The sequence below is a fragment of the Sphingobium cupriresistens genome, assembly GCF_004152865.1.
Lineage (GTDB): Bacteria > Pseudomonadota > Alphaproteobacteria > Sphingomonadales > Sphingomonadaceae > Sphingobium > Sphingobium cupriresistens.
In genome coordinates this window covers 29,530-49,647 of record NZ_SEOO01000001.1, presented here as the reverse complement: position 1 = coordinate 49,647, position 20,118 = coordinate 29,530, and the positions used below count along the sequence as shown (strand labels likewise).

General features: G+C 64.4%; 19 protein-coding genes. 16 read left to right on the top strand and 3 right to left on the bottom strand.

Annotated features, from left to right (window positions below; genetic code table 11):
* The first annotated feature begins 23 nt into the window (after nt 1-23).
* Nucleotides 24-2,195, top strand: a complete 2,172-nt coding sequence (locus tag EWH12_RS00200) for a primosomal protein N' (protein WP_129925325.1) — start codon at nt 24-26, stop codon at nt 2,193-2,195.
* Nucleotides 2,123-2,365: a DUF1289 domain-containing protein gene (locus EWH12_RS00195; RefSeq protein WP_340640828.1), complete on the top strand. Its 243-nt coding sequence runs from the start codon at nt 2,123-2,125 to the stop codon at nt 2,363-2,365. The genes EWH12_RS00200 and EWH12_RS00195 overlap by 73 nt, the downstream gene beginning before the upstream one ends.
* On the opposite strand, the gene EWH12_RS00190 is transcribed toward EWH12_RS00195, so the two are convergent.
* Complete coding sequence (locus EWH12_RS00190) at nt 2,319-3,848, bottom strand: hypothetical protein (RefSeq protein ID WP_129925324.1); 1,530 nt, start codon at nt 3,846-3,848, stop codon at nt 2,319-2,321. The two genes, EWH12_RS00195 and EWH12_RS00190, sit on opposite strands and share 47 nt — an antisense overlap.
* 73 nt (nt 3,849-3,921) lie before the next feature.
* Nucleotides 3,922-4,995 carry a bifunctional DNA-binding transcriptional regulator/O6-methylguanine-DNA methyltransferase Ada gene (ada, locus tag EWH12_RS00185; RefSeq protein ID WP_129925323.1) on the bottom strand — a complete coding sequence of 358 codons (1,074 nt, stop codon included), beginning with the start codon at nt 4,993-4,995 and terminating at the stop codon, nt 3,922-3,924.
* A 111-nt stretch (nt 4,996-5,106) separates the two neighbouring features.
* On the opposite strand from ada, the gene EWH12_RS00180 reads away from it, so the two are divergent.
* From EWH12_RS00180 to EWH12_RS00130, 11 genes are all read left to right on the top strand, one after another.
* Entirely contained in the window at nt 5,107-6,678 is a 1,572-nt protein-coding gene (locus tag EWH12_RS00180; RefSeq protein WP_129925322.1) for a S1C family serine protease, read from the top strand.
* A gap of 183 nt (nt 6,679-6,861) precedes the next feature.
* Nucleotides 6,862-7,416 carry a F0F1 ATP synthase subunit delta gene (locus EWH12_RS00175; RefSeq protein ID WP_066600728.1) on the top strand — a complete coding sequence of 185 codons (555 nt, stop codon included), beginning with the start codon at nt 6,862-6,864 and terminating at the stop codon, nt 7,414-7,416.
* 3 nt (nt 7,417-7,419) lie between these two features.
* Nucleotides 7,420-8,949 (top strand): F0F1 ATP synthase subunit alpha, encoded by a 1,530-nt coding sequence (atpA, locus tag EWH12_RS00170; RefSeq protein WP_066600725.1) that lies wholly within the window; start codon nt 7,420-7,422, stop codon nt 8,947-8,949.
* A gap of 53 nt (nt 8,950-9,002) precedes the next feature.
* Entirely contained in the window at nt 9,003-9,887 is an 885-nt protein-coding gene (locus tag EWH12_RS00165; RefSeq protein ID WP_129925321.1) for a F0F1 ATP synthase subunit gamma, read from the top strand.
* Nucleotides 9,888-9,911: 24 nt separating this feature from the next.
* Complete coding sequence (gene atpD / locus EWH12_RS00160; protein ID WP_066600722.1) at nt 9,912-11,357, top strand: F0F1 ATP synthase subunit beta; 1,446 nt, start codon at nt 9,912-9,914, stop codon at nt 11,355-11,357.
* A 164-nt stretch (nt 11,358-11,521) separates the two neighbouring features.
* On the top strand, nt 11,522-11,776 hold the full coding sequence (locus tag EWH12_RS00155) for an ATP synthase F1 subunit epsilon (protein WP_066600717.1): 255 nt from the start codon (nt 11,522-11,524) through the stop codon (nt 11,774-11,776).
* Between the two features lie 187 nt (nt 11,777-11,963).
* Complete coding sequence (locus EWH12_RS00150; RefSeq protein ID WP_242495907.1) at nt 11,964-13,943, top strand: hypothetical protein; 1,980 nt, start codon at nt 11,964-11,966, stop codon at nt 13,941-13,943.
* Entirely contained in the window at nt 13,940-14,524 is a 585-nt protein-coding gene (locus tag EWH12_RS00145) for a hypothetical protein (RefSeq protein WP_066600715.1), read from the top strand. Before EWH12_RS00150 ends, EWH12_RS00145 begins: the two co-directional genes overlap by 4 nt.
* Nucleotides 14,525-14,622: 98 nt before the next feature.
* Nucleotides 14,623-16,152: a TadA family conjugal transfer-associated ATPase gene (locus EWH12_RS00140; protein ID WP_066600713.1), complete on the top strand. Its 1,530-nt coding sequence runs from the start codon at nt 14,623-14,625 to the stop codon at nt 16,150-16,152.
* Nucleotides 16,153-16,264: 112 nt separating this feature from the next.
* Nucleotides 16,265-17,074 (top strand): class I SAM-dependent methyltransferase, encoded by an 810-nt coding sequence (locus tag EWH12_RS00135; RefSeq protein ID WP_129925320.1) that lies wholly within the window; start codon nt 16,265-16,267, stop codon nt 17,072-17,074.
* An 85-nt stretch (nt 17,075-17,159) separates the two neighbouring features.
* On the top strand, nt 17,160-18,038 hold the full coding sequence (locus EWH12_RS00130) for a DMT family transporter (RefSeq protein ID WP_269076441.1): 879 nt from the start codon (nt 17,160-17,162) through the stop codon (nt 18,036-18,038).
* Here EWH12_RS00130 and EWH12_RS00125 read toward each other — a convergent pair.
* Nucleotides 18,010-18,441 carry an OsmC family protein gene (locus tag EWH12_RS00125; protein WP_066600706.1) on the bottom strand — a complete coding sequence of 144 codons (432 nt, stop codon included), beginning with the start codon at nt 18,439-18,441 and terminating at the stop codon, nt 18,010-18,012. The genes EWH12_RS00130 and EWH12_RS00125 overlap by 29 nt on opposite strands.
* 89 nt (nt 18,442-18,530) lie before the next feature.
* Between EWH12_RS00125 and EWH12_RS00120 the strand changes: the two genes are divergently transcribed.
* The 3 genes from EWH12_RS00120 (at nt 18,531) to EWH12_RS00110 (ending at nt 20,046) form a co-directional block, all read left to right on the top strand.
* Nucleotides 18,531-18,896 (top strand): PRC-barrel domain-containing protein, encoded by a 366-nt coding sequence (locus EWH12_RS00120; protein ID WP_129925318.1) that lies wholly within the window; start codon nt 18,531-18,533, stop codon nt 18,894-18,896.
* A gap of 189 nt (nt 18,897-19,085) precedes the next feature.
* Nucleotides 19,086-19,742: an RBBP9/YdeN family alpha/beta hydrolase gene (locus EWH12_RS00115; RefSeq protein WP_129925317.1), complete on the top strand. Its 657-nt coding sequence runs from the start codon at nt 19,086-19,088 to the stop codon at nt 19,740-19,742.
* A 103-nt stretch (nt 19,743-19,845) separates the two neighbouring features.
* Entirely contained in the window at nt 19,846-20,046 is a 201-nt protein-coding gene (locus EWH12_RS00110; RefSeq protein ID WP_066600693.1) for a YezD family protein, read from the top strand.
* Nucleotides 20,047-20,118: the final 72 nt, after the last annotated feature.

Below are 20,118 nucleotides of genomic sequence, written 5' to 3'. Positions count from 1 at the left end.
GCCCGGCGCGCTAAGGATGGCCCATGTCTTCGCGCGCCCGTGTCCTCATTCTCAACGCCGCCCTGGGGCCGCTCGACTATCGCGTGCCCCATGGCATGACCGTCACGCCCGGCAGCATCGTCATCGCGCCGCTGGGGCCGCGCCAGTTGATCGGCGTGGTGTGGGAGGAGGACAGCTTCCCGGACATCGAGACGGTCGGCGACAATCGGCTGCGCAATCTGCTGGAGGTGGTGGACGCCCCGCCGCTGCCCGAAACGCTGCGCCGGCTGATCGAATGGACCGCGGACTATTATCTCAGCCCCCCCGCCGCCGTGCTGCGCATGGCGCTGTCGTCCATGGCGGCGCTGGAGGGCACGCGGACGGTGATCGAATATCGCGCCACTGGGGCCGTGCCCGAACGGATGACCGAGCAGCGCGCGCAGGCGCTGGAGCGGATCGGCGAACGGCAGGGGCTGATCCGCGAACTGGCGATGATCGGCGGGGTGAGCGACGCGGTTATCCGCGGCCTCATCAAGCAGGATATTTTCGAGCCGGTGGAGGTGAGCATCGACACCCCCTTCCCCATGCCCGATCCCGGCCATGCGCAGCCCGTGCTGTCGGAAGCGCAGACCAGTGCCGCGACGACCATGGCGGACGCGGTGCTGCGCCAAGATTTCGCGCCTTTCCTGCTGGACGGCGTCACCGGGTCCGGCAAGACCGAGGTCTATTTCGAGGCGATCGCGGCGGCCATCAGGGCGAATCGACAGGTGCTGGTGCTGCTGCCCGAAATCGCTCTGACCGAACCCTTTCTGGAGCGGTTCGAGAAGCGGTTCGGCACCATACCGGTCAACTGGCATAGCGGCCTGCACCAAAGCGAGCGGCGGCGGGCGTGGCGCGCCATCGCCAGCGGACAGGCGCAGGTGGTGGTGGGCGCGCGATCGGCGCTGTTCCTGCCCTATCCCAATCTCGGCCTCATCGTCGTGGACGAGGCGCACGAGGCCAGCTTCAAGCAGGAGGACGGCGTTCATTATCATGCCCGCGACGTGGCGGTGATGCGCGGGTTGATCGAGAAATTCCCGGTCATCCTTGCGTCCGCCACTCCCGCGATCGAGACGCGCCACCAGGTTGAACTGGGCCGCTATGCGGAGATCAAGCTGCCTGCGCGCTATGGCGGGGCGGTGATGCCCGCGATCGAGGGCATCAACCTGCTGACCGACCCGCCCGAACGCGGCCGCTGGATCGCCCCGCCTCTGGTCAAGGCGATCGACGAGGTGATGGCCAAGGGCGAGCAGAGCCTGCTCTTCCTGAACCGGCGCGGCTATGCGCCGCTGACGCTCTGCCGTCATTGCGGCTATCGCTTCCAATGCCCCAATTGCACCGCCTGGATGGTCGAACATCGGCTGACCCACCGCCTCGCCTGTCATCATTGCGGCCATGTGATCCCCGCCCCGCGCCGCTGCCCCGATTGCAAGGAGGAGGATAGCCTGGTCGCCTGCGGCCCCGGCGTCGAGCGGATCGCCGACGAGGTGAAGGCGCTGTGGCCGCAGGCGCGCACCGCCATCGCCACGTCCGATACGCTATCCTCCCCAGCCCGCGTCGCCGATTTCGTCAAGTCGGTGGAGGCCGGCGACATCGACATCATCGTCGGCACGCAACTCGTCACCAAAGGCTATCATTTCCCCAATCTGACGCTGGTCGGCGTGATCGACGCGGACCTGGGGCTGGAGGGCGGCGACCTACGCGCGGCGGAGCGGACCTTCCAGCAGATCGTGCAGGTCGCGGGGCGCGCCGGGCGCGGCGAGAAGCCGGGCAAGGTCTTCATTCAGACCCGGATGCCTACCAGCGAGGTGATCGAATCGCTGATCGAGGGCGATACCGAACGCTTCTACGCGGTCGAGACGGAGAACAGGCGGCGCGCCAACGCGCCCCCGTTCGGCCGCTTCGCCGCGATCATCATTTCCAGCGAAAATGCGGACGACGCCGCGCAGACCGCGCGGCTGATCGGCAAGTCGGCCCCGGTGATCGAGGGGATGCGCGTCTATGGCCCTGCGCCTGCGCCGCTGTCCGTCCTGCGCGGGCGCCATCGCCATCGGCTGCTGATCCATGCGACGAGATCGGTGGATGTCCAGACGGCGATCCGCGAATGGCTGGGCAATCTGGCGTGGAAATCGGGGACGCGCGTCGCGGTGGACGTCGATCCCTACAGCTTCATGTGATGGAAACGCCGTGCCGAAACCTCTGTGCGCTGGACCGGGAGCGGAAAAGCTGCACCGGATGCGGCCGGACGATAGAGGAGATCGTCCATTGGCGTAGCATGAGCGGTGCGGCGCGCGCCGCCGTCATGAAGCGGGTGCGGGATTTCCAGCCGGTTGAACAGCGGGCTTAGCAGCGGCCTTTTTCTCACCTCGCACCTCATATTGCGCCTTCATCTTCAACGCCGCGTCGCGCATCCCCGACCCATGAGGTGAGAAGGCGATCGGATCGAGCAGGATCGATGCGGCCTTATATTCGCCGCGAAACGCCATCGCCTGCGCCATGTTGAAGCGATAATTGGGATTTTGCGGCAACAGGGTGAACGCCTTGTAGAGGCCGTCATAGCCCAAATCCGGCATCTTGCCCCCGCGCATGGCGTGATAGCGATAGAAAAGCGCCAACGGCACCGGATCTTCGGTATCGGCCCGATTAGCGCGCACGATGGATGTGAGCGCGGCCTTCCAGTCGCCTTCCTCGTCACTGTCCTGCGCTCGCTCCAGCAGCACATTCGCCCGCACCGCATAGGCGCGCGCCGATTTAGGGTCGAGCGCGATGGCCCGGTCGGCAGCGGCCAGCGCAGCGTCCTTTTGTTCGACCGCCCATTCCGCTTCGGCGAGCAGCGCCTGCACATAAGCGCTGTCGGGATATTGCGCCGCCTTGGTGCGGATCGTCGCTGCAATGCCCGGAAGTTCATCTTCAGGCGGACGGTGGATGAGCCATAGCTCATCTTCCATCAGAGCGCCTTGGGCCTGATCGATTGGGCTGACGGCGATCGTCCCAATCACCATCTCCTTGGGGGTCAGCACCGAAATATTCAGCCGATGGCGCATATAGGCCTTAAGATCCTTTTCGAGCGCATCCAGTCCACCATTGAAATAGCGGTCCGGCTGAACGTCACCCGCGCCGCTGGCCAGATCGCGCAGATACTGGGTAATTTCTGCTGTGCGCGCATTCTTCTGCTGAAAATAATAATGGGTCAGCAGCCATGCCGTGCCATAATAGCGATCGCCATCGCGCAGGTTCAGCCCCTCGGTATCGCGGGCGAAAAGCTGCTTGAGCGGATAGGGCTGGCCCAGCACCAGCCCCGGCACCCGCGCCATGGGGACATGGGCGAACTGGATCGAGCCATCTTTCGGAAACTTAACGACCGAGAAAAATTCCGCGAACCCCTCGACATACCATGTCGGATAAGCGGCGGGAAAATGGTGCAGCATGAAATGATGGGTATATTCGTGAAAGAGGACTTCTTCCGCGCCCACGTCGAATTTGCTGTCCTTGCCGCCGCGCGACAGAAACGCATAGGCCGTCCGTTGCGAGGTCGTATAATGACCCGCGACATTGGGGTTGCGCGCCAGCGCCTTCACCTTGGCCTCGCTGGACAGCATATAGACCTTCACCGGGCTGCCCGCTTCCGGACTGGCCACGCCGGTCAATCGCCGCAGGAGGAAGTCGAACTTCTCCAGTCGTTCGGCAAAGTCGCGCAATTTCTCGTCATTGCCTTCGCTATAGACCGTGAAATGCCGGCCCTGCGCCTGCCACCACGCCGCCTGCGCCGTTCCCATCCCGCACAGCGCCAGCGCCAACCCAGCCAGCGCCTTCACGCAGATTCGCATCATTCGCCCATGTTCCCCCAAAGTCCCGGTCCAAGGTGGCGGAGCGCGACGGAAATGAAAAGATGAATTTAATCCATCACTTGCGCCTTTCATGCGCCAGCAGCGCCTGCTTCCTTTCAATGCCCCAGGCATAGCCGCCGATACTGCCGTCCCCGCGCACAACGCGGTGGCAAGGGACGAGCACGGCCAGATTATTACCGCCGCACGCCTTCCCCGCCGCCCGGACCGCGCCGGGGCGTCCGATCGCCGTGGCGATTGCGCCATAGCTGCGCGTCTCGCCAGCCGGGATCGCGCGCAGCGCCGCCCAGACCGCCTGCTGAAACGCCGTGCCGCGCACATCGATCGGCAGGTCGGCGCCAGACGCGGGATCATCGACCAGCGCCGCCACCCGCTGCGCCATCGCGTCGAGCGCCTCGTCCGCAGGCAGCAGCGTGGCGTGGGGGAAGCGCGCGCGCAAGTCCGCCTCTCCTTCATCAAAGCTGATCCGGCACAACCCTTTGTCCGTCGCCGCCACCAGCATCGCCCCCAGACTAGTGTCCACCACGCGCCAACGAATCGCCGCGCCACGCCCGCCATCCTTCCAGGCGCTCGGCGTCATGCCCAGATGCTGCCGCGCATCAGCATAGGCCCGGCTCGGCGCGCTATAGCCCGCGTCATAGATGGCCGCGGTCACGCTGCCCGGCTGCGCCAGCGCCGCCTTGAGCCGCCCAGCCCGCACGCCGCGGGCATAGGCGGCGGGGGTCAGCCCCGTTTCGCGCTTGAACAGGCGGTGGAAATGATGCGGCGCATAGCCGGCATGGACGGCGATTGCCTCCAGCCGGGGCGTTTCCTCCGCCGCCTCGATAAAGGCGATCGCCGCCGCCACCGCCAGCCGGTCGCGCCCGACCGCATCGGGACGGCAGCGCAGGCAGGCGCGATAGCCCGCCGCTCGCGCCGCCGCCGGATCGGGCAGGAAGGCCATATTCTCCCGCTTGGGGTGCCGCGCGGCGCAACTGGGCTTGCAATAGATGCCGGTCGTCGCGACGCAGCCGACGAAGCGACCGTCCATCGCCCGGTCGCGCGCCACGAAGGCGTCCCAGCAGGCGTTATCGTCCGGCATCGCGGCGTCAACGCGGTTTGGGGCGGGTTTAAAGCGAGTCATCTGGTTCATGCATATGGGATAGCCCGGCGCGCTTGACCATGCTTCCCGCGCCTTGCTGTCAAAGGCGCCGCGGCATTTCCCGATTGCGCCGCGCCCGGCATCGCATATGAATGCGCCACGATGATCGCCCTATTCCGCCGCTTCGCCCCTGCCCTAGGCTGCCTGATCGCCTTGCTTGCGCCTGCGTCGCTCCATGCCGAACAGCAGGACATCGCCGCCGCCGCACGCGGGGTCGTGCGCGTCGCGCTGGTCGCGACAGATGGATCAGACGCCTATTTCGTCGGCCATGGCAGCGGCTTTGCCGTCGCACCGGACAAGGTGCTGACCAACGCCCATGTCGTCGAACTGGCGCGCGAGGAGAAAAATCTCGTCATCGGCGTCATACCGTCGGAAGGGCGCAAGACCTATGGCGGGCGAATCATCGCCTATTCGCCGGGCAACGACCTGGCCCTGATCAAGCTGGAGGAAGGCCGCCTGCCGGTGTCGACCTTCTACGCCGGGGCCGTGACCGACGGGCAGCATGTGACCGCGATCGGCTATCCCGGCACGGTCGATCGGGCGCAGGGGCTCGGCCTCAAGCAGATGGTCGAGCCGCTCGCGACGGTGAAGACCAGTGGTAATATCTCGTCCGGCCGCGCCAGCCAGAGTTTCGACACGCTGCTGCACACCGCCCCGCTCGCGGCCGGCAACAGCGGCGGGCCGCTGACCGACGATTGCGGCCGGGTGCTGGGCGTCAACAGCTTCGGGTCGGTGTCGGACGGCAATGATGCGGAATTCGGATTCGCCGTGTCTTGGCGCGAGGTCGCCTCCTTCCTGCGCCAGGCCGGCGTTTCCTCGCTCCATACCGTCGTGCCCTGCCGCTCCATGGCGGAGGCCGACGCGGCGGAGGCCAGCATCACCCAGCGCGAATCGCAGGCGACCGAGCAGAAGAGCCGGGCCAGCGCCGACGCGCGCGAACAGGCGATAACCCGCGCCCGCGACGCCGCGGAACGCGACGTCATCACCGCGCGCGAAAATGCGATGGCGGGCGCCGCCGTCCTGCTGGCGCTCGCGGTTCTGGGCTTGGGCGCGGGCGGGCTGTTCTACACACAGGGCAAGGAAAAACAGTCGACCTGGTTCCTGGCGGGCGGCGGCGTGCTGCTGTTCGCGGCGCTGGGCCTCTTCTTCCTCAAGCCCAGCTTTGCCAGCATCGACGAGCGAGTGAAGCTGCCTGCGGACAAGTCTATCGTGGGCAACAGCGCCTTCGCCTGGAGCGGCGAGAATGTCTGCAAGATCGACCTGGCGCGCAGCAGGCTGACGATATCACAGCCCAACGATATCGGCCTCAATTGGGCGGAAGGCGGCTGCGTCAACGGCGACACCCAATATGTCGCGTCCGGCACCCTGTGGCAGCGCGCCAGCGTGCCCGACGAGGCCAATTATGTGTCCACCAGCCAGTTCGACCCGGCGACCGGCACGCTGCGGGTGCAACGCTGGCTGCCTGATCTGGATACGATGGACAAGGCGCGCGCGCTTTTGAAGGACGAGACGGGTAAGGGGACGATCAAGGGCTGCGGCGCCGACTCCGCCCTGCTCGCCCGGATCGCCACGCTCCAGACCGACCTTGGCGCGTTGTTGTCCGCCCAGCCCAACGAGCGGATTGTCTATCATTGCCAAAAGGGACGGCTTGCCCCGGCCGATCCTGCCGAATAACCGATTCGTCGCGGCTGAAATACTCAGTCAAATAGACGTGATTTCGCACTATCGATGGAATCGCGTCACATGACTTGCATAGTCATAATCCCGCTGCTAACCGGCCGGGCAACAGGGGCACGGGACGGGATCAGACCGCGCCCTCTTTTTGCATGACCCGCAATTACGGAGGACGGCAAGCGCGTGGAGATTAACAGCGGCATTCAGGCTAGCCTCAGCGGCCGCTACGCGGTGGCGCTGTTCGATCTGGCCCGCGACGCGAACGCACTCGACACGGTGGCAGGCAGCCTGGCCGGGTTGAAGGCGGCCGTCGCCCAATCCCCCGATTTCAAGGGCCTGATCAACAGCCCCGTACTCAGCCGGGATGTAAGTGGCCAAACGATCGCCGCCGTCGCATCCTCCATGGGCACCGACCCGCTGACGACGAAATTTCTGGGCGTCCTTGCTGAGAATCGTCGGTTGGGCCAACTGCCCGCGGTCATCCGCGCCTATGAAACGCTGCTGTCGAATCACAAGGGCGAGGTCCGCGCCGAAGTAACGAGCGCCCACCCCCTGACCAAGACCCAGATGGGCGCTCTGACCAAGAGCCTGAAGGCGCGCGTCGGCCGCGACGTCATGCTCGACGCGAAGGTCGACCCCGCGATCCTGGGCGGGCTGGTCGTCAAGATCGGCAGCCAGATGATCGACAGCTCCATCCGCACACGTTTGAATACGCTCGCCCAGGCGATGAAAGGCTAAGTCATGGATATCAACGCCGCAGAAATTTCGAAGGTCATCAAGGACCAGATCGCCAATTTCGGCACCGAAGCGCAGGTCAGCGAAGTCGGTTCCGTGCTGACCGTGGGTGACGGCATCGCCCGCGTCCATGGCCTCGACAACGTCCAGGCGGGCGAAATGGTCGAGTTCGCCAACGGCGTGCAGGGCATGGCGCTCAACCTGGAAGCCGACAATGTCGGCGTCGTGATCTTCGGCTCCGACGCCGAGATCAAGGAAGGCGACACCGTCAAGCGCACCGGCACCATCGTCGACGTGCCCGTCGGCAAGGGTCTGCTGGGTCGTGTCGTGGACGGCCTGGGCAATCCGATCGACGGCAAGGGCCCGATCGTGTCCGACCAGCGTATGCGCGTCGAGCGCAAGGCGCCCGGCATCATCCCGCGCACCTCGGTCCATGAACCGGTGCAGACCGGCCTCAAGGCGATCGACACGCTCGTCCCCGTCGGCCGCGGCCAGCGCGAACTCATCATCGGCGATCGCCAGACCGGCAAGACCGCCGTCGCCATCGACACCTTCATCAACCAGAAGGCCGCCAACGCGGGCGATGACGAGAGCAAGAAGCTCTACTGCATCTATGTCGCGATCGGCCAGAAGCGTTCGACCGTCGCACAGATCGTCAAGCAGCTCGAAGAAAATGGCGCGATGGAATATTCGATCGTCGTCGCCGCGACCGCTTCGGAACCCGCACCCCTCCAGTATCTCGCGCCCTATACCGGCGTGACCATGGGCGAATATTTCCGCGACAACGGGATGCACGCGGTCATCGTCTATGACGATCTGTCGAAGCAGGCCGTGGCCTATCGCCAGATGTCGCTGCTGCTGCGTCGTCCTCCGGGCCGCGAAGCCTATCCGGGCGACGTCTTCTATCTGCACAGCCGCCTGCTGGAGCGCGCGGCCAAGATGAACAAGGAAAACGGCTCCGGTTCGCTGACCGCGCTGCCGATCATCGAGACCCAGGCGGGCGACGTGTCGGCCTATATCCCGACCAACGTGATTTCGATCACCGACGGCCAGATCTTCCTGGAAACCAACCTCTTCTACCAGGGCATCCGTCCGGCCATCAACGTGGGCCTGTCGGTGTCGCGCGTCGGTTCCGCCGCGCAGACCAAGGCGATGAAGAAGGTATCCGGCTCGATCAAGCTGGAACTGGCCCAGTATCGCGAAATGGCCGCCTTCGCCCAGTTCGGTTCGGACCTCGACGCCTCGACCCAGAAGCTGCTGAACCGCGGCGCGCGCTTGACCGAGCTGCTCAAGCAGGGCCAGTTCTCGCCGCTGCCGTTCGAAGAGCAGACCGCGTCGATCTTCGCGGGCACCAACGGCTATCTGGACAGCGTCCCGGTCAAAGACGTTACGCGCTATGAAGAGCTGATGCTGGCCTATCTGCGCCACGACCATGCCGACGTGCTGACCACGATCCGCGACAGCAAGGATCTGGGCGACGACGCCAAGGCCAAGCTCAAGGCCGCGCTCGACAGCTTCGGCAAGACGTTTGCATAAGATATTTTTCGTCATCCCGGCGCAGGCTGGGATGACGAACTGAAGGGTTCGTCATGGCTAGCCTCAAAGAATTGAAGATCCGCATTGGGTCGGTAAAATCGACCCAGAAGATCACCAAGGCGAAGCAGATGGTCGCCGCCGCGAAACTGCGCAAGGCGCAGGCCGCGGCCGAGGCCGCCCGCCCCTATTCCAGCCGTCTGGAAGCGGTCGTCGCCAGCCTGGCGTCGAAGATCGCGGGCGGCGCCGGCGAAGGCGCGTCCCCGCTGCTCGCCGGCACTGGCAAGGACGAAGTCCATCTGCTGGTCGTCGCCAACTCCGACCGGGGCCTGGCCGGCGCGTTCAACGCCAATATCGTCAAGGCGGCGCTCGCCAAGGCACGCGCGCTGGAGCTGGACGGCAAGAAGGTGCAATTCTACCTGATCGGCCGCAAGGGGCGCCCGGTCATCAACCGCGCCTATCCGGGCAAGATCGTCGCGCAATATGACACCACCGGCGCCAAGCAGCCCGGCTATGATCAGGCGCAGGCGATCGGACAGGAACTCAGCAAGATGTTCCTCGACGGCAAGTTCGACGTCGCGCATCTCTTCTACTCGCGCTTCAAGTCCGCGCTGGCGCAGATCCCGACCGAGCAGCAGATCATCCCGGTCAAGATCCCGGCCGACGCCGACCGCAACGCCATTCCCGCCACGGTGGAATATGAGCCAAGCGAGGAAGCGATCCTGGACGACCTGTTGCCGCGCAACGTCGCGATCCAGCTGTTCAAGGCGCTGCTGGAAAATAACGCATCAGAACAGGGCGCGTCGATGACCGCGATGGACAACGCAACGCGCAACGCCGGCGACCTGATCAGCAAGCTGACGATCCAGTATAACCGCAGCCGCCAGGCCGCGATCACCACCGAACTCGTCGAAATCATTTCGGGCGCGGAAGCCCTCTAAGCACACGCACGCAAGGAAGCAGTCATGGCAACCACCAACAATGTAGGCCGCATTTCGCAGGTCATCGGCGCCGTCGTCGACGTGACCTTCCCCGATGCGCTCCCGTCGATCCTCTCGGCTCTGGAAACCAGCAACAACGGCCAGCGCCTGGTGCTGGAAGTCGCTCAGCATCTGGGTGAAAACACCGTTCGCACCATCGCGATGGATTCGACCGAAGGCCTGACCCGCGGGCAGGAAGTGACCGACACCGGCGCGCAGATCAGCGTGCCCGTCGGTCCGGCCACGCTTGGCCGCATCCTCAACGTCGTTGGCGAACCCATTGACGAACGTGGCCCGGTGCAGACCGAACTGCGCTCGCCAATCCATGCCAAGGCGCCGGAATTTGTCGACCAGTCGACCGAAAGCGCGATCCTCGTCACCGGCATCAAGGTCATCGACCTGCTCGCCCCTTACGCCAAGGGCGGCAAGATCGGCCTGTTCGGCGGCGCGGGCGTGGGCAAGACGGTTCTTATTCAGGAACTGATCAACAACATCGCCAAGGGCCATGGCGGCACGTCGGTGTTCGCGGGCGTGGGTGAACGGACCCGTGAGGGCAACGATCTCTACCATGAATTTCTCGACGCGGGCGTCATCGCCAAGGATGCCGATGGCAATGCCATCACCGAAGGCTCCAAGGTTGCTCTCGTCTATGGTCAGATGAACGAGCCGCCGGGTGCCCGTGCGCGCGTCGCCCTGTCGGGCCTGACGATCGCGGAATATTTCCGCGACGTCGAAAATCAGGACGTGCTGTTCTTCGTCGACAATATTTTCCGCTTCACCCAAGCAGGCGCAGAGGTGTCCGCTCTGCTTGGCCGTATTCCTTCGGCCGTGGGCTATCAGCCGACCCTGTCGACCGACATGGGCCAGTTGCAGGAGCGCATCACCTCCACCAACAAGGGGTCGATCACCTCGGTGCAGGCCGTTTACGTTCCCGCAGACGATTTGACCGATCCGGCGCCGGCGACCAGCTTCGCGCACTTGGACGCGACGACCGTTCTCAACCGCGCCATTTCGGAGCTGGGCATCTATCCTGCGGTCGATCCGCTCGACTCCACCAGCCGCGTGCTGGAGCCGCGCACCGTGGGCCAGGAACATTATGACACCGCCCGCGCCGTCCAGTCGATCCTGCAGAAGTACAAGTCGTTGCAGGACATCATCGCCATTCTGGGCATGGACGAGCTGTCCGAAGAGGACAAGCTGACCGTCGCCCGCGCGCGCAAGATCCAGAAGTTCCTGTCGCAACCCTTCCACGTCGCCGAAGTCTTCACCGGCATCAGCGGCAAGTTCGTCCAGATCGAAGACACGGTGAAGTCGTTCAAGGCCGTGGTCGATGGCGAATATGACCATCTGCCGGAAAACGCCTTCTATATGGTCGGCGGCATCGACGAAGCGGTCGAAAAGGCCAAGAAGCTGGCTGCGGAAGCCGCGTAAAACCATCCTCTCCCTGTGGGAGAAGGACAAGCAGACTTGCCGGCTTGCCGGCTAGTCGAAGTTGGATGAGGGCGCGCAAGGCATTGCGATAGCTCTCACCCTCCCACCGCTTTGCGGCGGGCCCCTCCCTCTCCCGTTGGGAGAGGGGTTCTGAGGACTAGACAATGGCACTGCATTTCGAACTCGTAACCCCGGAAAAGCTCGTCCGCTCGGCGGAAGTCTGGCAGGTCGTGGTGCCCGGCACCGATGGCGACTTCGGCGTGCTGGAGGGTCATGCGCCCTTCATGTCAACGGTCCGCGACGGCAGCATCCAGATATTTGCGTCGGCCGGCGCCGCGCCGGAAATCATCCCGGTCGAAGGCGGCTTTGCCGAAGTGAATGAAAAGGGCCTGACGGTCCTGGCAGAAAAGGCCGGCTGACAGGCCAACTGGCCACGCATGTGCAAAAAGGGCGGCCCGTCTATACGGGCCGCCTTTTTCGTTTCCGCCGATCGCAACGGTTAAACAGCCATTTACCCCGATCGCCTAGGCATTGGGTCGATGCGACTTTTGATAATAGCCCCTTACCCGATCCGATTCGGCCCGGCCCGCCACCATGGCGTCCGCCATGGATAGCCTGTTCGCGGCGGACATCATCGGGCTGGCCCTTGGCCTTCTGCTCGGCATCGGCTGGCTATTGCTGCCTGGCGTCGGCATCGCCAGCCTGTTCGATCGCTTCGGGGTGGATTGCGGCCGGGGTTGGGACAGGCTGAGTTGGGCGCTGCTGCTGGCGGTGACTCTGCTTCCTGCGATCGATGCTCTGCTGGTCCGGGTCGGCGGCATGGCGCTGATGGCGTGCCTGCATGGCGCGCTCGCCCTCATCGCCCTGATGCAGCCGCGCCAGTTCATGCCTGCCGGACGATCCGGTTGGATGCTCGCAGCGCCGTTCATCATGCTCTGGGCGATCGTCGTCGCCTTCGTCTTTGTCGATTTCAGCGTCGGCGGCACACTCAACCAGTCGCTGCTTGATCTCGACCTGGTGAAACATGCCGCCGTCACTGGCGCGATCGCGCGGGAGGGGCTGCCTTTCGCCGATCCCTTCTTCGCCCGCCCCGGCTTTGTCGGCTATTATTATTATTTCTACCTCTGGCCGGCCGCGCTCCTCTGGTCCGGCGGCGGCGTCATTGACGCGCGCATGGCCTTCGCTGCGGCGGATTTCTGGGCGGGCCTTGCCCTGGTCGCGCTGCTGTGGCGGATTGCGGTCGATGCCCGGCTGATCCGTATCGGACGAGAACGCGCCTTTCTCAACCTCCTCCTGCTCTTCTGCGTCACCTCCGGCGCGGACCTGCTGATGATGATCGTGCGGCTGATAGCCAGCGGCAAGATAGAGGCGCAGTCAGACTGGTGGAATACGGAGATCGTCTTCGCGCTGCGATCGACCCTGTGGGTGCCCCATCACATGACTGCGATGATCGCGGCATGGGGCGCCTTTCTGCTTCTCGCCCGCGCGCAGCATTGCGCGACGTCAGCGCGCTGGGTGCTGGCCGGCGCTGCGGGGCTGGGCATCGCCACCTGCTTCGGCTCCTCGGTCTGGATCATGATCACCGCCGCACCCATCCTCGTCGGCTGGGGCGTCCTTGCCCTGCGGCGCCGCGAACCGCTGCTCCCGGTGGCCGGGCTGGTCGCACTGGTCGCCGCGTCGGTGCAATTGTCCGACCTCCTCAGCTATCGCCACGACAGCGGATTGCCGATCGCGTTTGCCGTCCGCCCCTTCACCGTGCTGCTGCCCGAAGGCGGCGGCTGGATCTGGCTTCACCTCGCGCTGTTGCCGCTCAACTATGCAATGGAGTTTGGCATCTTCATTTGGGGCACGATCGGCTGGTTGCGGTCGCGCCGCTTCGACCGGCGCGAGCCGGTGCAGATGCTGCTGCTGGCGAGCGCAGCCTGCTCGCTGCTCATCGCCAGCTTCCTCAAATCCACGATCATCAACAACGATCTGGCCTGGCGCTCGATCTGGTTCGCCCAGTGCGCCGCGATGCTGTGGACTGCCGCCTGGCTGCAGGGGCCGATCCCGACATTGCGCGGCCAGCCGTTGACCTTCCGCCTGCTGCTGGCGCTAGGGATCGCAGCCGTCGTCTGGGACGTGGTCGGCCTGCGTCTGATCCGGCCGCCCTGGTTCCGTACCTCGTTCAGCGAGTTGATCAGCCCGCGCGCCGATGACGACGACCAGCGGCGGGTCTATGAACGGGCCGCCCGCCTGCTCCCAGCCAACGCCGTGATCCAGCATAATCCCGCGCTCCATCGGCGCATCTTTAATTTCGGCCTCTATGGCGTGCAGCGCACCGGCGTCGCGGATCGGGAAGCCAATCTGTTCGGCGCATCCCAGGATGCCGTCCAGCGGCGCATCGCCCGGCTGCGGCCGATTTTCGAAACGGCGCTCAGTCCCCAAGACATGCGGCGCCGGGCGCAGGCCGAGGGAATCGACCATCTGCTCTTCGCGTCGGTCGATCCGATCTGGCGCGCGGACGGCGGCCCGCCGGTTGGCCTGCGCTGCCGGATCAGGGAGCCGCTCGCGTGTCTCGTATCGGTCAAGGATATCGGATCATGACGGAAACTCTGCGTCGTCTGGGCGGCTTGGCCCTCATCTATCTGCTGGTGCTGATCGGCGGTTTCCTCCTCTATCTGGCGCTGATCGCGTCGCCGCTGCTAGGCGCGATCCCGCTGCTCTTCTACCGCGGCGTGCTGATCGCCTTCATCGGCGCGTTGCTGCTGGGCCTGTTGCTGGCGATCGCGGCGCGGCGCATAACCGCGCTCGACCTGTCCACCGGGGTCGGCGCTGTCGCGCTCTCGCTGGCGTTTAACATCAGTTTCCTGATCGTCTTCCCGGTCACATTCGACCGATCGATCACCATGTTTCTGCTGGCCCGAATCGAGCGGCAGGACGGCCAATTGACGCCGCCCATGCTGGAGAAACTGTTCGTGCGCGAATATCTGGGCGATCTGCATCAGATCGATCGGCGGATGAGCGAACAGACGCTGTCGGGGAATATCGTCCAGCATGACGATGGCCGCATCGCCTTGACGCCGCAGGGCCGCCGACTGCTGTCGAGCGCACGGCGGATCGGCAGTTGGTTTGCGGCCGATCCGCGCTTCGTGACAGCGCCGCAGCCTGCTCCGCCGCGCCATTAGGCATTTATCAAAGTTTCCAGCTTATTCACCTTCATCATCCCAAGGACCGGTCCCCATCCTTTCGACCGGGCCTGTCGCGAACATAGTGGCGGAGAAATATGAGCGCCTTTGGACGGAAAAATGGACCCGCCGGCATCAAGCCCGGCTTTGGCGTTGCCCGCCCGATGCAGGGCGGCAGCCCGAAAGATGAAGCCCCGCGCGGCGGCGACCAGTTCCCGCCCCTGGACATCGCGTCGCTGCCGGGCGAAGTCCCCTTCGACCCGTTGGCGGCCCCAACCAGCCAGATGCAGCGCAATTCCGACGCGATGGCCCGCCTGTCGGACCGCGCCAATGCCGAACATGTGCCCGACGCCGGGCCGCAGGGATTTGAAGCGAGCGTCCACAAGATCAAGGAGCAGGTGCTGCCCCGCCTGCTGGAGCGCGTCGACCCGGAAGCTGCGGCGACACTGACCAAGGATGAACTGGCGGAGGAATTCCGCCCGATCATCATGGAAGTGCTGGCGGAACTTAAGCTGACGCTCAACCGCCGCGAACAGTTCGCGCTGGAAAAGGTGCTGGTCGACGAATTGCTGGGCCTTGGCCCGCTCGAAGAATTGCTGAACGACCCGGACATCACCGACATCATGGTGAACGGGCCGGAACAGACCTATATCGAAAAGAAGGGCAAGCTGGTCATCGCCCCGATCAAGTTCCGCGACGAGGAGCATCTGTTCCAGATCGCGCAGCGGATCGTGAACAAGGTCGGCCGCCGCGTCGACCAGACCACGCCACTGGCCGACGCCCGCCTGCCCGACGGTTCGCGCGTCAACGTCATCGTGCCGCCGCTCAGTCTGAAAGGCACGGCGATATCGATTCGTAAATTCTCCGCCAAGCCGATCACCATCGACATGCTCGCCCAATGGGGCGCGATGAGCCCGAAGATGGCGACGGCGCTGAAGATCGCTGGCGCGTGCCGCTTCAACGTGGTCATTTCGGGCGGTACGGGGTCTGGCAAGACGACGATGCTCAATGCCCTGTCGAAGATGATCGATCCGGGCGAGCGCGTGCTGACGATCGAGGACGCGGCGGAGCTGCGTCTGCAACAACCGCACTGGCTGCCGCTGGAAACGCGCCCGCCCAACCTGGAAGGCCATGGCGCGATCACCATCGGCGATCTGGTCAAGAACGCCCTGCGTATGCGGCCCGACCGCATCATCCTGGGCGAAATTCGTGGCGCGGAATGTTTCGATCTGCTCGCCGCGATGAACACCGGCCATGACGGGTCCATGTGTACGCTCCACGCCAATAGCCCACGCGAATGTCTGGGCCGTATGGAAAACATGATCCTGATGGGCGACATCAAGATCCCCAAGGAAGCCATTTCCAAACAGATCGCCGATTCGGTCGACCTCATCATCCAGGTGAAGCGCCTGCGTGACGGGTCGCGCCGCATCACCAACGTCACCGAAGTGATCGGCATGGAAGGCGACGTCATCGTCACCCAGGAACTGTTCAAATTCGAATATCATGATGAAGACGACAGCGGGAAGATCATCGGCGAATATCGTTCGATGGGCCTGCGTCCCTATACGCTCGACAAGGCGCGCATGTTCGGCTTCGACCAGCCGTTCCTGGAAGCCTGTCTCTGACAGGCTGGCTGTAAGATTATGTGGCTGGCGGGGATTTGTCCCCGCCGCCCTCTTGCGCCCGGCGCAAGGGACCGGCACATCACCCTCTCCCTGAAAAGAGAGGATGCCCCCGATGAATCGTCTCGCCCGCGTTGCCCTGTTGCTGACCGGCCTTGCCATGCCGCTGCTGCCGCTCGCCGCGCAACATGCCGATCACGCCGCCCACCAGGCGGATCCGATCGCCGCCGCCGTCGCTGCGCCCAGCCGCACGCCCAAAAATGTCGCCCGCGACCCATATCGCCACCCGGCCGAAACGCTCGCCTTCTTCGGTGTGACACCGAGTCAGACAGTTGTGGAATATAGCCCAAGCGGCGGCTGGTACAGCGAAGTCCTGGCGCCGCTGCTGCGCGACCATGGCACTTTCTATGCGCTCCAGCCCACCGGCCGCTATCTGGACGGCTACAAGAGCTTCCTCGCCGCCAATCCGGTCGCCTATGACAAGGTGAAGCTGGTCGTCCATCCCGAAGAGGCCGCCAGCATTCCGGCCGGCAGCGTCGACACCGTGCTGACCTTCCGCAACGTCCATAACATGGTCATGGCCGGGAGCGAGGCCGCGACCTTCAAGGCGTTTTTCGACATGCTCAAGCCCGGCGGTACGCTGGGCGTGGTCGATCATCGCCTGCCCGAAGATCGCGACAGCGCGCTGGAAAAGAGCAGCGGCTATCTGAAAGTCTCCACCATCCGCCGCATCGCGCAGGCCGCCGGCTTCGACTATGTCGGCGCGTCCGAAGTGAACGCCAATCCCAAGGATACGGCCGACTGGCCCAAGGGCGTATGGACCTTGCCGCCGGTGCTCAGCCAGAAGGATGTCGACAAGGACAAATATCTGGCCATCGGCGAAAGCGACCGGATGACGCTGAAATTCCGCAAGCCGGTTAAATAAGCAAAGGCCCGGTTGCGTCACGGCGCAACCGGGCTAAGGCGGCGGCGTGACCGCATCTGCCCGTCCCCATCGCCCGCTTTTCGCCATCGGGCTGCGCCTGATCGCCGTGCTGTGCCTGTCGGTGATGTTCGTGACCGTGCGGGTGGCGAGCGAACATGGCGTCCATGTCGTCGAATCGCTCTTTTACCGGCAGGCGCTGGCGCTGCCTATGATCCTCCTGTGGGTCGCGCTGGCGGGCGGCCTGCGCACCGTGCGCACCCGGCGGATCGGCGTCCATGCCAGCCGCATGATGCTGGGCCTGACGGGGATGCTGCTCAATTTCCTGTCCTACATCCTGCTGCCACCCGCCGAAGCCGCAACGATCGGCTTCACCATGCCGATCTTCGGCACGATATTGTCGGCGCTGATCTTGCGGGAAGCGACCGGCATCCATCGCTGGGCCGCGGTGCTGGTCGGCTTCCTCGGCGTGCTGGTGATCGTTCGACCCGACGCAGGCCATTTCCCGATCCAGGGCGTCGCGGTCGCCATCGCCGCCGCGCTGGTGACCGCCAGCGTCAGCCTGGTGCTGCGTGAATTGGGCCGGACCGAAGCGGCGGGCGTCGTCGTGTTCTGGTTCACCATCCTGTCCATGATCCCGCTGGGCATCGCCATGCCCTTCGTCGCGCAGGCGCATGATGCGCTGACATGGGGATTGCTGATGTTGATCGGCCTGTTCGGCGGCATCGCGCAACTGTGCCTGACCGCCGCCCTGCGCTGGGCGCCGGTGTCGGTGGTGCTGCCGATGGATTATACGACGATCATCTGGACCAGCCTGCTGGGCGTGGCGATCGGCGAGAATTGGCCAATGGCGACCACTTGGGCCGGCGCGGCGCTGATCGTGGTCAGCGGCCTCTATATCGCCTGGCGCGAACATATCCGCGCCAGGCGTCCGGTCGTCAGTTCAGCAGTTCCGCCTCAAGGCTGATATCGGCCTTCAGCAACTTGGAGATCGGGCAATTCGCCTTGGCCTTGCCCGCCAGTTCCTGAAAGGTCGCATCGTCCGTGCCGGGGATGGTCGCCTTGAGCGTCAGCTTGCTCGCGGTCACGGCGAAACCGTCGTCCAGCTTCTCCAGCGTCACGACCGCTGTCGTCTCCATCTTCTCGGCCGTCAAACCGGCTTCGCCCAGGATCAGCGACAGCGCCATGGTAAAGCAGGAGGCGTGGGCGGCGGCGATCAATTCCTCCGGGTTGCTGCCCGGCTGTCCTTCGAAGCGCGTCGCAAAACCATAGGGATAGGCGTCCAGCGCGCCGCTCTGGGTAGAGATGGCGCCCTTCCCGTCCTTCAGGCCGCCCGTCCAGACTGCCGAACCGCTGCGATTGATTTTCATGGGCGATGCTCCTTGTGATGAGCCAAAGGAACCCCAGCGGTCCCCCATGGTTGCATCATCATAGCGTCATTTCTCACAGGAGCATGACAATGACTGACCTGACTATGGAAAATCATGGCGACCTTATCGCCTCCGACCGGGTCGAAGGCACCGCCGTCTATAACCGCCAGGGCGAACGCCTGGGCAAGATCTCCAACTTCATGGTGGACAAGCGCAGCGGCCAGGTGCGTTACGCTGTGCTGTCCTTCGGCGGCTTTCTGGGCATGGGGCACGACCATTATCCCCTGCCCTGGTCGATGCTGGCCTATGACACCGGCCAGCATGGCTATGTCGTCGATCTCGACAAGCAACTGCTCGAAAATGCCCCACGTTATGGTGCGGACCAGCGTCCCGATTATGACGACGGCTATGGTCGCAACGTCTACCAATATTATGGCCTGATCTACCCCTGGTAAGGCGTCCGGAGGCGTGACCGATCGGCCGGGCCGGCATCATGCCGGCCCGGCCGCATTGCTGTTGACGATCCCGCTGTGATGGCGTCTTTCCGGCTGCCTAGATTTCACCACATTTCGCCGCTTGCCCATTGTCTACCAGATGAATAGAATTATTGTCGGAGCCTCGATAGCAAGGATGAGGATCAGACCATGGAGCGATTCGGTTTTTCGGGTGACACGCGCCAACCGGTCGTGCTGACCATCCCCGGCCTCAACAATAGCGGGAAGGGCCACTGGCAGACAATCTGGGAAGACACGCGCGGCGATTGCGAGCGGGTGGACCTGGGCAGCTGGGCCAGCCCCAACCGCAATGCCTGGGTGACGCGGCTCGACGCCGCCATCCGCGAAGCGAACGGACCGGTCATATTGGCGGCGCACAGCCTGGGCTGCCTGGCCGTCGCCTGGTGGGGCGCCTTACAAAGCCAGGCCTATGGCTGGCCGGTGACCGGCGCGCTGCTGGTCGCGCCGCCCGATTGCGACCGGATGGAAACGCCAGAGACGATCGGCGGATTCGGCCCAACACCCCGCGCGCAACTGCCCTTCCCCTCTATCCTGGTGGGCAGTCGCGACGATCCCTATATCTTCTTCGAACGCGCCCATAGCATTGGCAAATATTGGGGCAGTCAATTTGTCGATGCCGGTCATGCCGGCCACATCAACGCCCAGTCGGGTTTGGGCGACTGGCAGTTCGGGCAATGCTTGCTCGAACGGCTGATCGACAATGCGCAGGAACAGGCGTCGGCCATGCGCCAGATGCGCCCGGCGCTGCCCATGGCGCAGGCTGTGCGCCCGACGCTGCATCCCTAAAGCTCACCCCACAGGGGCGCGACAAGGCAAACTTGCGCGCCCCTAATATTTGCTTTTTTGTCTATCTTTACAGTTGAGATATTAGACGGAACCAGAGGTGCCCATGAGCGAACATAAACCCATCGAACTCCGCCACGCCCGCATCGACGGCGCTCGCCCGGAGCTGCGTCCCGACGTCGTCGCCAGCGTCGACAAGGTGCGCAGCGTGCTGGAGGCGCTGCGTTTTGGATCGATCACGCTGACCGTGCATGACGCGCGGGTGGTCCAGATCGACGTGACGGAAAAGACCCGCCTGACCAACTGAGCGATCAGGCGGGGGCGAAACGGAATTTCGGGCTGCGACAAGCGGTCCAGGCGGCAGGGGGTGAGCCGCATT